This is a genomic window from Pseudarthrobacter sp. GQ63 (genome assembly GCF_059758765.1).
The window spans coordinates 768,321-781,469 of sequence record NZ_JCAXEF010000001.1 but is presented as its reverse complement, the minus strand read 5'-3'; the positions used below and the strand labels follow the sequence as shown (position 1 = coordinate 781,469).

The 13,149-nt window shown below is 64.6% G+C and carries 14 protein-coding genes; 1 reads left to right on the top strand and 13 read right to left on the bottom strand.

Going from position 1 to position 13,149, the window contains the following annotated elements:
- Nucleotides 1–38: 38 nt before the first annotated feature.
- The 7 genes from AC6CHP_RS03780 to AC6CHP_RS03750 all read right to left on the bottom strand — a co-directional run bounded on the left by AC6CHP_RS03780 (nucleotide 39) and on the right by AC6CHP_RS03750 (nucleotide 4,698).
- Entirely contained in the window at nucleotides 39–866 is an 828-nt protein-coding gene (locus AC6CHP_RS03780) for a F0F1 ATP synthase subunit delta (protein ID WP_498228236.1), read from the bottom strand.
- Nucleotides 866–1,417, bottom strand: coding sequence for a F0F1 ATP synthase subunit B (locus AC6CHP_RS03775; protein ID WP_188727886.1), 552 nt, complete (start codon nucleotides 1,415–1,417; stop codon nucleotides 866–868). Before AC6CHP_RS03775 ends, AC6CHP_RS03780 begins: the two co-directional genes overlap by 1 nt.
- A gap of 52 nt (nucleotides 1,418–1,469) precedes the next feature.
- Nucleotides 1,470–1,673 (bottom strand): ATP synthase F0 subunit C, encoded by a 204-nt coding sequence (gene atpE / locus AC6CHP_RS03770; RefSeq protein ID WP_009356484.1) that lies wholly within the window; start codon nucleotides 1,671–1,673, stop codon nucleotides 1,470–1,472.
- 108 nt (nucleotides 1,674–1,781) lie between these two features.
- A complete protein-coding gene (gene atpB, locus AC6CHP_RS03765) occupies nucleotides 1,782–2,582 on the bottom strand; it encodes a F0F1 ATP synthase subunit A (RefSeq protein ID WP_174179147.1) in 801 nt (266 codons plus the stop codon).
- Between the two features lie 81 nt (nucleotides 2,583–2,663).
- Nucleotides 2,664–3,002 carry an AtpZ/AtpI family protein gene (locus AC6CHP_RS03760; protein WP_066277096.1) on the bottom strand — a complete coding sequence of 113 codons (339 nt, stop codon included), beginning with the start codon at nucleotides 3,000–3,002 and terminating at the stop codon, nucleotides 2,664–2,666.
- The gene (locus AC6CHP_RS03755; protein WP_498228235.1) at nucleotides 2,995–3,477 is read right to left on the bottom strand and encodes a hypothetical protein; all 483 of its coding nucleotides are present in this window, start codon (nucleotides 3,475–3,477) and stop codon (nucleotides 2,995–2,997) included. Before AC6CHP_RS03755 ends, AC6CHP_RS03760 begins: the two co-directional genes overlap by 8 nt.
- A 108-nt stretch (nucleotides 3,478–3,585) precedes the next feature.
- A complete protein-coding gene (locus AC6CHP_RS03750) occupies nucleotides 3,586–4,698 on the bottom strand; it encodes an MraY family glycosyltransferase (protein ID WP_188727880.1) in 1,113 nt (370 codons plus the stop codon).
- 286 nt (nucleotides 4,699–4,984) lie between these two features.
- Here AC6CHP_RS03750 and AC6CHP_RS03745 point away from each other — a divergent pair, with 286 nt between their 5' ends.
- On the top strand, nucleotides 4,985–5,881 hold the full coding sequence (locus AC6CHP_RS03745; RefSeq protein ID WP_498228234.1) for a glycosyltransferase: 897 nt from the start codon (nucleotides 4,985–4,987) through the stop codon (nucleotides 5,879–5,881).
- Between the two features lie 24 nt (nucleotides 5,882–5,905).
- On the opposite strand, the gene AC6CHP_RS03740 is transcribed toward AC6CHP_RS03745, so the two are convergent.
- The 6 genes from AC6CHP_RS03740 to thrB all read right to left on the bottom strand — a co-directional run bounded on the left by AC6CHP_RS03740 (nucleotide 5,906) and on the right by thrB (nucleotide 13,147).
- Nucleotides 5,906–6,679: a WecB/TagA/CpsF family glycosyltransferase gene (locus tag AC6CHP_RS03740; RefSeq protein ID WP_498228233.1), complete on the bottom strand. Its 774-nt coding sequence runs from the start codon at nucleotides 6,677–6,679 to the stop codon at nucleotides 5,906–5,908.
- Complete coding sequence (locus tag AC6CHP_RS03735) at nucleotides 6,679–7,539, bottom strand: L-threonylcarbamoyladenylate synthase (RefSeq protein ID WP_188727874.1); 861 nt, start codon at nucleotides 7,537–7,539, stop codon at nucleotides 6,679–6,681. Before AC6CHP_RS03735 ends, AC6CHP_RS03740 begins: the two co-directional genes overlap by 1 nt.
- A 12-nt stretch (nucleotides 7,540–7,551) precedes the next feature.
- Nucleotides 7,552–8,424 carry a peptide chain release factor N(5)-glutamine methyltransferase gene (prmC, locus tag AC6CHP_RS03730; protein WP_498228232.1) on the bottom strand — a complete coding sequence of 291 codons (873 nt, stop codon included), beginning with the start codon at nucleotides 8,422–8,424 and terminating at the stop codon, nucleotides 7,552–7,554.
- A 21-nt stretch (nucleotides 8,425–8,445) separates the two neighbouring features.
- Nucleotides 8,446–9,519: a peptide chain release factor 1 gene (gene prfA, locus AC6CHP_RS03725; RefSeq protein ID WP_174179130.1), complete on the bottom strand. Its 1,074-nt coding sequence runs from the start codon at nucleotides 9,517–9,519 to the stop codon at nucleotides 8,446–8,448.
- A 197-nt stretch (nucleotides 9,520–9,716) separates the two neighbouring features.
- Nucleotides 9,717–11,876 (bottom strand): transcription termination factor Rho, encoded by a 2,160-nt coding sequence (rho, locus tag AC6CHP_RS03720; protein WP_498228231.1) that lies wholly within the window; start codon nucleotides 11,874–11,876, stop codon nucleotides 9,717–9,719.
- Between the two features lie 296 nt (nucleotides 11,877–12,172).
- A complete protein-coding gene (thrB, locus tag AC6CHP_RS03715) occupies nucleotides 12,173–13,147 on the bottom strand; it encodes a homoserine kinase (protein ID WP_498228230.1) in 975 nt (324 codons plus the stop codon).
- Nucleotides 13,148–13,149: the final 2 nt, after the last annotated feature.

Below are 13,149 nucleotides of genomic sequence, written 5' to 3'. Positions count from 1 at the left end.
TGACCGGGGTTTCTATCAGTTTGTTTGTGCTTGTCCGGCTAGCCGGCCAGCTGGCGTTGCAGCTCGCCCAGCCTGGTGAGTACCGAAGCGTCGAGCACTTCGTCACCAACCTGGACGCGAATGCCGCCAATGAGTTCCGGATCAACGTTGAGGTTGATCTTCAGTTCCCGCCCGTACATGGCGTTCAAGCCCGCCTGAAGGCGTGCAAGCTGCGTCTGCGTCAGGGGACGGGTCACATTGACCGTTGCAATCCAGCGCTGCTGCCGCTTGGCCGCCAGCTCCGCGAAACGTTCCACCAGCCGGGTCGGCTTGATGCCGCGGGGCTGGGTAACGGCCTGCCGGATGAGGACTTTGGCTTCCTCACTGGCACCGGGCATCAGCTTTTCGGCAAATGCCGACTTGGCTGCGGCGCTGGCCTGTGTTTCGGACAGAGCACGTTGTACCTCGTGGCTGGAGGCAACAGCCTGGTTGAAGGAGAACAGATCGTTCTCCAGTTCTTCCAGGCCAGTGATTCCGGAGGCAGAAACGGCCGACTTGTTTTCAGCAACGGAAATGACCACCGTTGCGGCAAGAGTCTCGAGTGCATCGCCGATGTCACGGGCAGTTGCCCAGCGCAGGCTGGCCAGTCCGCTCGCGATATCTGCAGCATCAGCGGAGACTTTTCCGCCAACCAGCTGCCTGACCAGCGCCGACTTTTCGTCACCGTTGCGGGACGGGTCAGTCAGGGCGCGGCGCAAGCCAGCCGAGCTGTCCACCATTCCCAGAATTCCGAAGAGTTCCTTTGCCAGCTGCAGCGACGCCGTCGGAAGCTTGGCTTCCAACGCTGTCAGCGCTGTTGCCAGCGATTCGCTCGATACGCCTGCCATTACTTAGCTGCACCTGCGTTCTGGTTCTCCAGATCTGCCAGGAAGCGGTCCACGACCCGAGCTGCACGCTCGTCGTCGTTGAGCGATTCGCCGACGATCCGGCCGGCCAGGGTGGTGGCCAGGGTGCCGACCTCGGAGCGCAGGGACACAACGGCCGCCTGGCGCTCGGATTCGATCTGTGCGTGCGCCTGGGCCGTGATGCGGGCAGACTCTGCAGCTGCCTTCTCCTTGAGATCCGCGAGGATCTGGGCACCTTCGGCGCGGGCTTCCTCACGGATGCGGTTGGCTTCGGTGCGGGCGTCGGTCAGCTGCTGCTTGTACTCTTCGAGTGCAGCAGAAGCCTCAGCCTGGGCCTTTTCAGCCTTTGCAATGCCACCTTCAATGGCCTCGGCACGCTCGGCGAAGGTCTTTTCGAACATCGGGACAACGAACTTGACCACAATGAACATGAGGATGGCAAAGCCCACGAGGACAACGCCCATTTCCCAGACGTTGGGAACCAGGGGGTTGACTTCGCCCTCAGTGGCGGCTGAGATGATCAGCTGATTCATATTTCACCCGTCCTTTTCTACTCGGTTCTGTAAGTTCGCTTCGCTCTAAGGACTAGAGAACGAAGGCGAAGACCAGGCCGAGGATGGCGAGGGCTTCGGTGAGCGCAAGGCCGAGGAATGCGATCGGCTGCAGGACGCGCTGTGCTTCCGGCTGACGTGCAACGCCGTTGATGTAGGCAGCGAATACGAGGCCAACACCGATACCACCGCCGATTGCGGACAGACCGTAACCTACGAGGTTGAGATTGCCTTCCATTTTTCTTCCTTTCAAGATGCCACCCGTGTGGCAGGTTGTTTGGGTTGCTCTATCCCCGCGAGGGGAAGTTTTTATGTGCCTTGCGGCGCAATGCCGTGCGGCTGGTGCCTAGTGGCTGTCGGCGTGAAGCGCGCCTTCGATGTAGATCGCGGTCAGCAGCGTAAAGACGTACGCCTGCAGGACCATGATCAGGGCTTCAAGCATGTACATGGCGATCGCGCCGGCGAGGACCAGGAGCGAGGATCCCTTGAGCAGGATGTTCTCCTGCATGACGAGGAACTCGATGCCGTAGCCTGCGATCATCACGATGAGGTGGCCTGCCAGCATGGTGGCGAACAGACGGAGGCTGTGGGTGACCGGCCGGACCAGGAAGTTGGAGATGATCTCGATCGGGATCACGATCGGAAGAATGTACCAGGGAACACCTGAGGGCACGGTGGCCAGCTTGAAGTAGCGGAGCCCGTTCTTCTTGACGCCGATGGCGATCCAGGTGAAGTAGACGATACCGGCCAGCACATAGGCTCCGCCCACGTGGGAGAACGTGGGGAGCTGGAAGAACGGGATGGCGCCGTAGATGTTGTTAACCAGGATGAAGAAGAAGAGGCTGAACAGCAGCGGGACGTACTTGATGAAGTCCTTGCCGCCGATGATGTCCTTGGCGATTCCGTTGCGGACGAAGCCGTAGGCGGCCTCGCCGGCGAACTGGAGCTTGCCGGGTACCAGCTGCTGCTTGCGTGCAGCGAGCACGAAGAAGACGGCGATAAAGACGACAGAGAGGAGGACCAGCAGCATCTGCTTGGAGAATCCTTCTGCGGCACCCCACGGCAGGATTGCCGGCAAATGCATTTCGTTAATACCAGGAGGAGTGAATTCTCCTGAATCTTGGGCCGGGAGCGCAAGCGCGATCAACGCGTTTCCTCTCTGCAGTGTCCATCATTGGGCGTTGGGCGGGGATCGGCAGCCTGATGGCCTGCTGTTCCCCCTGTGAAATTATTTGGCATTAGTGTCGCCGTCCTGGGACGGCCCGCTGGCAGCATGACGCTCCCCAGCATTGTTTCGAGAACTGGTAAGGCCATGCATGTGGGAAAGGTAAAAACCTCCGACGGCTCCAAGCAGAGCGCCTGCGAGCACAATCCAGCGCGTTCCCCACACGTAATCCAGTCCCCACCCTATCAAACTCCAGACGATGATTCCGCCAATGATGTAGCTGAATACGGCCATGCCGGCGTTGTATCCGCCGCTGGTTCCGTCGCCTGATACACCGGGGGCGGAGCCGGTTGATCCGCCGTTGCCGTTGCGGCCTTCGTTGGGCTTCTTCGGATCACGCATCGGGGTTTTCCTTGGTTTCTGGATCGTTGTAGATCTGGAGGCGCGCTTTGCTGAAACCGTAGATCTCAGCAGCCTGCCACAGCACCACCGTGGTGACAGCGCCGGCAACAAACCAGCGCCCGTCCAGCCACTGCGGTGCTCCCACGACGAACAGGACGACGGCGAAACCGACCACCTTGACGAAGTAGGTTGCCACAAACATGCCAATGGCACCGGAAGGATTGCTGCGGCCCACGAAATGCCCTACAAGGAGGCTGATTCCGAAGAACAGCATCACCAACAGGCCACCGGACGTACTGGAAAGCGCCGCGTTCACGCCGTCCAGCAGCATGGCCGGTACAGCGCAAAGCAGCAGTCCGCACGCAGAAGCGATCGAGCTCAGCTTGAGGAGGTTCAGCCAGAGCGACGGGGTGGGGCCGGATGCGCCAACGCGTCCGTTGCCGGACAGAGGTCCGGACTCGGCGTTGGAGGTCATTCGATCCCAATCGTCGGCACCTGCGGAAGATCGTCAACAGGCTGTATGGAGGGGCAGCTTTGGCTGCCCCTAAATTCTACATGAGATAGAAATATTTCCGCACGGACGTTACGCCCGGGTCTCTTCCCCCCGGCGGGCAAGGTAGGGCCAGGCAGTGATGAGGCCCATGACCAGGGTGGCGAAGAGATCGATGGACAGAACAATCTGCCACGGGAATATGGCGAAGGCCAGTCCCCCGAAGGAGAGGATGGCGGTCCAGAGGTACATCAGGATGACTGCGGTGCGGTGCGAATAGCCGATGTCCAGGAGCTTGTGGTGCAGGTGTCCGCGGTCGGCAGACCAGGGCGAGCGGCCCCGGGCAGTCCGTCGCACCACCGCCAGGCCGAGGTCCAGCAGCGGAAGGAAGAGGACCGCGAAGGGAAGCAGGATGGGAATCACCGTGGAGATGCCGTTGACCCTGTCGTAGAGCCCCGAGGTGATCTGTCCCGTGGACACTACACCCGCCGAGGCCATCAGCAGCCCGATCAGCATGGCGCCGGAATCGCCCATGAAGATCTTGGAAGGAAACCAGTTGTGCGGCAGGAAGCCCAGGCAACTGCCCACCAGGACCGCGGTAATCAGCGTCGCAAGGTCTGAATAGTCCAGCAGGACCGCGTTGCGGTGCACCCAGTAGGCAGTGAAGAAGAACGCGGTGCCGCCGATGATGGCGACGCCTGCGGCAAGGCCGTCCAGCCCGTCGATGAAGTTGAACGCATTCATCGTGGTGACGATCAGTCCGGCAGTCAAGAGGACCCGGACGGTTTCATTCTCGAGGTAGATCGGCTCCGGAACCCAAGGCACGATGGTCATCTGAACTCCCCAGATGGCCACGGTCAGGCCTGCAATGCTTTGGCCGATCAGCTTCACCCACCACCGGATGTCCAGCAGGTCATCGGCAACGCCCACCAGCACAATGACGGCTGCGCCGGCGAGGACACCCCATGGCGAGAAGTTGTTCCGGTAGATGTCCTTCACGAAAAAGGACTGGCTGGCAACGATGAGGGCCACCATGACGCCGAGGAAGATCGCCACGCCGCCCAGGCGGGACATGGGAATGGAATGCATATCGCGGCTTCGGATGGGCATGTGGAGTTCAAGCCGGTGGCCGACGACCCGGGCCCCCCATGTAGCCGCATAGGACACGACAGCAGCCGTCAGTCCCATCAGCAGGTACATGATCATGGGGCGGGTTCCGTTTCCGGGGGGACGCTGCAGCCGGGCAACGGCACTGGCAGCTGGTCCTTGGCTATGGGGCTCACTGGCCGGGAATCTGTTCTTCGATAAATGAAACTTCTCCGTCGCCGAGCGCGCAGCAGGCAGTGCGTATTTCCTCATACGCGGTGCCTTACAGGGCTGTATTACAGTGGACTCTAGTCAAAGATACTAGCGCCAACAGCTTCATGGCTTCGCGCCACACTGGCGCATTGCGAGCGGGGAAATCCCTGTCAGCCATGCTGAAAGGACCCCCATGACCCCCCGCATAGCAGTTGCCGCCGTGACGTTCGACCGGCCGAAGGAACTGGCCGTCCTGCTGGATTCCATCAACGCCCAGACGGCCGCAGTGGACACAATCTGCCTGGTTGACAGCGGCAAAACCCCGGCGCGTGAAACAGCCGATGTGCATCCGAACGTTGATTACGTCCGCTCGGAGGCCAACCTCGGCGGTGCGGGGGGCTTCGCCCTGGCAGCACTCAAGGCAGTGGCCAGCGGAGCCAAATGGATCTGGATGATGGATGACGACGCCGAGCCGGCGGATCCGGAATGCCTCGCCACGCTGCTCCGTGAGGCTGAGGCAAGGGACCTGGAGGCGGTAGTTCCGCTGGTGACCGCGCCTGGCCAGCCGGACCGGCTGTCCTTTTTCTTCCGCCTCGACGGCAAAGTGACCCACAGCCGCGCCGAGGTGGAGAAGCTTGGCTTCCTGCCCAACGACGGGCACTTCTTCAACGGCGCGCTCATCCGCTCCGACGTTTTCTTCAAAGTGGGACTGCCGGACATGCGGCTGTTCATCCGCGGCGACGAGGTGGACTTCACCATTCGGCTGCGCAAGGCGGGCGTAAGGTTTGGCACCGTGACCACCACCGCCATCACCCACCCGCATGCGTTCTCGGAAACCCAGCATGTTTTTGGCGCTGGCTGGCACGTCATCGTCCCGGAGTCCGCGTTCAAGCGGTACTACTATTACCGGAACCGCGGCTACCTGATCCGCCGGTACTTCCGCGTCCGGTCCTTTATTGCGGACGTGGGCGGGTATGCAGGCTATTTCGCGCAGCGGCGGGACTTCAAAGGTTTCCTGGGGTGGGCCAGGTCCTTCTCCACCGGCCTGCGCGGCAAGGGCTTTGCCCCGCTGGAGGACCAGAAGTTCTAAGGAGCACTTCAGGACCTGCCGCGTTTATTTGCCGGGCCTGGGCACGGTTCGCTTCAAGCGGCGGCTTCCCAGGAGCCACAGCAGGACCCAGGGTTCTCCGAGCACACGGTAGGCAACACGGCGGGGATGCAGCAGCAGCCGCCAGGCCCATTCCAGCCCCATCCGCCCCAGCCAGCGTGGTGCAAGCTTCTGGAAGCCGGCCAACTGTTCGATGGCTCCCCCCACTGCGCAGTAGGTGGCCGGGGGCATGTCGGCGAGGCGCCGCTGCAGGACTTCCTCCTGGAGCGGCATGCCCAGGCCCAGCAGGACAAGCTGCGGCCGCTGCCCGTGCAGCCATTCAACAGCCCGGTCTTCGAGGTCCCCGTTCCAGCCCGCTCCGGGCAAACCTGCCACCCGGGCACCAGGGACAGTCAACTCAAGTTGCCTGACGGCCGCGGCATTTGCCTCGGCGCCGGCGCCGATCACGGCAATCCGCTCCAGACCGCGCACCTGGCCCAAAGCCGGCAGCCAGTCCGTGGTGCCCAGCCGGTAGTCCATGACCGGCCCTTCGGCTTTGCCGGTCCTCCCCCACAGCCAGAGCACGGGCGCACCATCCAGCAGGACCACATCGCTGCGCTGATAGAGGTCACGGAAACCCTCATCCGAGAGCGTCAGTGTGACGCTGTGCAGGTTGTGCCCCAGTACCGTGCGCGTGGAGCCTTCCTCGACGAAGCGGCTGAGTTCCGCCACCAGGTCCGGCACGCGAAGCGGGGTCGCGTCGACCTCCAGCACCGGGATTCGCTGGCGGTCAAGCGCCATCACGGTTCAGGGTTCCGGACCGGAGCCGGGACCGCTGCGGGCTCCTCGGCAGGAGACTCCACAGCGGCAGTCCGAACAACCGACGACCCGCCGGCAGGGGCTGCTTCTGCCGGTGCCGCTTCTTCCGCTGCTGCTTCTGCAGGCGCTGCTTCGTCAGGTGCCGCTGCCGCTTCTGCCGGTTCCTCCTCGGCCATGGGGATCTCGCCCAGGCCCAGGACTCCGGGTACGTGTTCGCGAAGCTGGTCCAGGGTCACCGCACCGTTCCGGACCACGCGCAGGCGCGGACCCGTGGCATCGACAATCGTGGACGGTACTGCGGCCTCACCTTCCAATGGCCGGAAGCCGCCTTCGAGGTAGACCTCCACGGAGTCCGCCAGCTGCTCGCGGGCGGCGGCGGCGGTCTGTCCGGGGGCATGGCCGGTGCGGTTGGCCGAGGATACGGCCAGGGGGCCGGTAAGGGTCAGCAGTTCCTGGGCGATCTCATCGTCCGGCATGCGGAGGGCCACAGTGCCTTTGGTCTCGCCAAGGTCCCAGTCCAGGGATGGCTGCGCGTGCAGGATGAGGGTGAGGCCTCCGGGCCAGAAGGCTTCCGCCAGTTTGCGGGCGTCGGCCGGGACGTCCGTGGCGAGGCCGTCCAGGGCGTTGATCCGCGGGATCAGCACGGGCGGCGGCATGGTGCGGCTGCGCCCCTTGGACACCAGCAGCATGGTCACGGCCTGGGGCGAGAAGGCGTCGGCGGCAATCCCGTAGACCGTGTCCGTGGGAAAGACCACGCACTTCTTTTCGCTGATGGCACGCTGGGCGTGCTCGAGTCCCTTGGCGCGCTCGTCGTCGCTGGTGCAGTTGTAGGTAGTGGTCACTCGCCTATTCTTTCACTCGCTGTGGTCCGGATCCGCGAGCAGGGCGCTGGTGGCGCGCTCCTTGCCGTTGAGGTCCAGATGCGTCCTGATCCCGGTCCAGTTTCCTGTACCGGCCAAATAGTCCGAAATCCAACCCGCCTGGACTTCTGCATGCTCCATCACGAAGTAGCCCCCCGGCCGCAGTAGGCGGGCAGCGGAGGCAGCGGCCGCCGTCGGAAGTTCCATGCCGTCCGCTCCCCCGCCGTACAGCGCCTCCGGCGGGTCATGAAGGGCGACTTCCGGCTCGGTGGGAATGGCTTCGGCGGGAATGTACGGCGGATTGGACACCACGACGTCGAAAGTTCCGTTAAGCTCGGGCAGCGCGTTCCGCAGGTCCCCCAGCACAAGCCGGACACCCAGCGGTGCCAGGTTTTTTGCTGCCCAGGCGTGGGCGAAGGGGCTGAACTCGACGGCGTGCACCTCCGCACCCGGCACCTCGTGGGCGATGGAGCCTGCGATGGCACCCGAGCCCGTCCCGAGGTCGACGATCCGCGGGCCGGCCATCCCGCGGACGTGGTCGATGACCAGCTGCGCCACCGATTCGGTCTCGGGGCGGGGTACGAAGACGCCGGGGCCAACAGCCAGCTCGAGGTAGCGGAAATGCGCCACTCCGGTGATGTGCTGCAGCGGTATGCGGCTGGCGCGCTCCGCCACCAGCGCCTCGTAACCCTCCGGCGCGGGCGCATCCCCCAGCATCATGGCACGCAGGCGGCCGAGCCCCACGTTCAGCAGGTGGTCGGCCAACAGCTCGGCGTCCACCCGCGGACTGGGGACGCCGGCGTCGCGGAGGATGTCCGTTGCCGCGCTGACAGCCTCCGCGAGCGACTGGCCTGGCTCGAGTGTCATGTCTGGAATTTACCGAAGGGACTAGTCGCCGATGGCGTCCAGGCGTGCCTGTTCGTCCATTTCGATGGCGGACTGGATGACCGGTTCCAGGTCGCCGTTCATGACCTGGTCCAGGTTGTACGCCTTGTACCCGGTGCGGTGGTCCGCGATGCGGTTTTCCGGGTAGTTGTAGGTGCGGATGCGCTCCGAACGGTCCATGGTGCGGATCTGGGATTTCCGCTGGGCGGAGTTCTCGGCGTCGATCTGCTCCTGCTGGTGCGCCAGGATGCGTGCCCGGAGCACGCGCATGCCCGCTTCACGGTTCTGCAGCTGGGATTTCTCGTTCTGCATGGCCACCACGATGCCCGTGGGAAGGTGCGTGATGCGCACGGCGGAGTCCGTGGTGTTAACGGACTGGCCGCCGGGACCGGAGGACCGGTAGACGTCGATCTTGAGGTCGTTCTGGTTGATCTCGAGCTCTTCGGGCTCATCCACTTCGGGCAGGACCAGGACGCCGGCGGCCGAGGTGTGGATGCGGCCCTGGGATTCGGTGACGGGAACGCGCTGCACCCGGTGCACGCCGCCTTCGAACTTAAGGCGGGCGTACACACCCTCGGCAGGATCGTTAGAGCTGCCCTTGACGGCAACCTGGACGTCCTTGTAGCCGCCAAGGTCGGATTCCGTGGCGGAGATGATCTCGGTCTTCCAGCCGCGGGACTCCGCGTAGCGGGTGTACATGCGCAGCAGGTCGCCGGCGAACAGTGCGGCTTCGTCGCCGCCTTCACCGCCCTTGACCTCAAGGATCACGTTGCGGGCGTCGTCGGGATCGCGCGGGATGAGGAGGCGGCGCAGTTTCGCGGCAGCCACCTCAAGGGCAGCTTCCAGCTCAGGCACCTCAGCGGCAAACTCGGGGTCTTCGGACGCCATCTCCTTGGCAGCGGCAAGGTCATCCCGGAGGCCTTCCCACTTGTGGTAGGCCTCAACAATGCCATTGAGCTGAGCCGAACGGCGCCCCAGTTTCCGGGCAAGCCGCTGGTCGGCATAGACAGCAGGATCCCCCAGCTGCGCCTGGATAGCATCATGCTCATCAAGCAGGCCCTGTACGGACTCAAACATTTAAAACCTCTTTCGACTTGTACAAGTCTAGTGACGCACACAGCGGCAGGTGACGTGCGCCGTCGTCGCATATTTTTGCCGGCCAGGGAGTGGCATCGGGCCTGTCGGAGCGTTGCGGCTGACGTACGCAGTATGTCAGCCGCAACGCGAAGGGGCGGGGCCGGCAAAAATATGCGACGGCCCCACCCCTGTTACAGCTACTTGTCGTTATCCGACTTCGCACCAAGCGTCGTCTTCTGGACCTGCATGAGGAACTCGACGTTGCTCTGGGTCTCCCGGATCTTGTTGGTCAGCAGCTCAAGGCTCTGCTGCGTTTCGAGTCCGGAGAGGACGCGGCGCAACTTCCACATGATCTTGACTTCCTCGGGGGAAAGCAGGTTCTCTTCGCGGCGGGTGCCGGACGCGTTGACGTCCACAGCCGGGAAGATGCGCTTGTCAGCCAGCTGGCGGGACAGGCGGAGCTCCATGTTGCCGGTGCCCTTGAACTCTTCGAAGATGACCTCGTCCATCTTGGATCCGGTCTCCACGAGGGCCGTTGCCAGGATGGTCAGCGAGCCGCCGTTTTCAATGTTGCGGGCTGCACCGAAGAAGCGCTTGGGCGGGTACAGCGCGGCGGAGTCGACACCACCGGACAGGATGCGGCCGGAGGCCGGTGCTGCCAGGTTGTAGGCGCGGCCCAGGCGGGTCATGGAGTCCAGGAGGACAACCACGTCCATGCCCATTTCCACGAGGCGCTTGGCGCGTTCGATGGAAAGTTCGGCCACGGTGGTGTGGTCGTCAGCGGGGCGGTCGAAGGTGGAGGCAATGACCTCGCCCTTGACCGTGCGCTGCATGTCCGTGACTTCTTCAGGTCGTTCGTCGACCAGCACCATCATGAGGTGGACCTCAGGGTTGTTGGTGGTGATCGCGTTGGCGATGGACTGCAGGATGAGCGTCTTGCCGGCCTTCGGGGGCGAGACGATCAAGCCGCGCTGGCCCTTGCCGATGGGGGCAACCAGGTCGATGACGCGGGGGCCGATCTTCTTGGGATCGGTTTCCAGCCGCAGGCGCTCTGACGGGTAGAGCGGAACCAGCTTGGCGAATTCAACGCGGTCCTTGAGCTCTTCGGCGGTCTTGCCGTTCACCGAGGTGACGCGGACCAGGGCGTTGAACTTCTGGCGGGCGGACTGCTGGCTGCGGTCTTCGCCTTCGCGGGGTGCGCGGATTGCACCGACGACGGCGTCGCCCTTGCGCAGGTTGTACTTCTTGACCTGTGCCAGGGAAACGTAGACATCGTTGGGCCCCGGCAGGTAGCCGGAGGTGCGGATGAACGCGTAGTTCTCCAGGACGTCGAGGATGCCCGCTACGGGCAGCAGGACGTCGTCCTCGGTAACCTCGACGTCATCGACGTCGGGTCCCTGGGAACGTCCGCGGCGGCGGTCGTTGCGGTCGCGGAAGCGGTCGTTGCGGGAGCTGTTGTCCCGGTCCTGGCCGCCGGAGCGGTCATTGCGGTCGTTCCGGTCGCGGCGGTTGCGCCGGTTGCGGCGGCTGCCGCCGTCGGAGTCGTCGCTGTCGCGGGTGTCGCGGTTGTCGTCGCGGCGGGCGCCTTCGCGCTGGCCTGCCTCACGGCTGCCGGCGTTGTCCCGGCCGCTGTCGGCATTCTCGCGGGCAGCGTTGTCGCGTCCGGCGTTGTCACGGCCGCGGGTGCGGCCGCCTTCGCGGCGGTCGGCGCGCTGGCCCGAGTCGCCGGTCTCCGCGGGAGCTTCGGTGCGCTGTTCCGGGGTCCGCTGTTCTGCAACGGCCTGTTCAGCGGGTGCTTCGGCGGCCTCTGCAGCCTGCGGCGCAGCGGCAGCTTCGCCACGGCGGCGGTTGCGGGTGCGCGGCTGGCGGCGTTCGGCAGCGCTTTCGGGCGCTTCGGTGGCCTCGGCGGCGGGTGCCTCAACCGGAGCGGCGGTGCTGGTTTCAGCGGTTGCCGGCTCAGTGGTTGCGGGCGCCACAACTCCGTCGCTGACGGCGCGCCGGCTGCGTCCGCGGCCACGTGCCCGGGTTCCTTCCGCGGGAGCTTCCGTTGCTTCTGCGGCAGCCGGGGAGGACACTGCGGGGGCGGCTGCCTGAGCGGCCGGGGTTTCGACGGCCTTTTCGGTTGCCCTGGCGGGAGCCTTGGTCATGGGGGTGCCGGCGCGGTGGGCGGAGATGGCCGAAACCAGGTCCCCCTTGCGCATCCGGGAACCGCCTGAGATGCCGAGCTGGCTGGCAAGTGCCTGCAGCTGCGCGAGCTTGAGGCCTGCAAGGCCGCTGCTCTTGGCGGGAGCTGCCGGTGATTCGGCAGCAGAAGATGATAGTTCCACAGCTGGCGACAGCTCAGTGGTTTCGGTCACGAAGGATCCTTCCCCCTCGACGGCGTCCAGACTGGGAGCTGGACGCGATGATTTGATCTGGGCTGCAGTTCAGATCTGCAGCCGGATTGCTCGGCCTTGCCGGTTGGATTTCGGCCAGCAGGGCCGGATACTGATTCACCTTGCGCTCCACCCATGGCGGGACGCCGGACTGACGCTTCAGGGGCAGTTTGAGTGCTGCAGATTCCTGCGACAGACCTAGCAGGCGGCACCGGAATGGATTGCGCAGTAAGAGACCAAGCGGCAACTAAGTGCAATAGCAGATCAGATAGGCGGAATTACCGCCGGTGCAACTCCACCTTAGCACCTTCGACGTCCACTGCCAGCTTCAGTACGCGCCAGGCAATATCCGGCGTGTTGGCCGCGGTGAACTGGCCGATGAAAGCCACGGCAGCGGCGGCTTCGGCCTCTCCGTTGGCAAGGACCAGCACCGTGGGCCCGGCACCTGAGACGACGGCGGCATGACCCGCGGCGCGCAGCGCACCAATGAGGGCTGCGCTGGGCCGCATCGCCTCGGCCCGGTAGCTCTGGTGGAGGTAGTCCTCGGTGCCGGCCAGCAGGAATTCGGGCTTGTGCGTCAGCGCGTGGATCAGCAGGGCAGCGCGGCCGGCGTTCATGGCAGCGGCGTGGTGGCCCACTGATGCGGGCAGCAGGGCACGCGCTGCTTCCGTGGACAGTTCGTAATCCGGAACCGCCACAACCGGGATGACCGGCTCCGCCACCGTGGCGCTGGTGCTGCTGTACTGGTCACTGTCCTGCCAGGACAGCGCCAGTCCGCCGAAGATGGCGGGAGCGACGTTGTCCGGGTGGCCTTCGATTTCACTGGTCAGCTGCAGGATCCAGTCCCGGCCCCGGCGGTCCGCCTCGGGAACCATGGCGTTGGCCGCCGAGACTGCGGCCACCACCGCGGAGGCGGAGGAGCCCAGGCCACGCCCGTGGGGGTTGACGTTGTCAGCGGTCACCTTCAGGCCGCCGTGGCGGAAGCCCAACCGTTCGAACGCCGCCTCCATGGCCCTGATCACCAGGTGGCTCGCGTCCCGGGGCAGGCTTTCCGCGCCCTCGCCGCGAAGCTCAAACAGGAGTTCGTCCGTTTCCAGGCTCTCCACCGTCAGGGTGTCGTGCAATGCAAGGGCCAGGCCCAGGCTGTCATAGCCCGGGCCCAGGTTGGCCGTGGTTGCCGGCACCCGAACGGTGACGATCTGGCCGGCCTCGATGGGTTGCAGTCCGACGGCGGCCGGCGAGGTGGTTTCCAAGG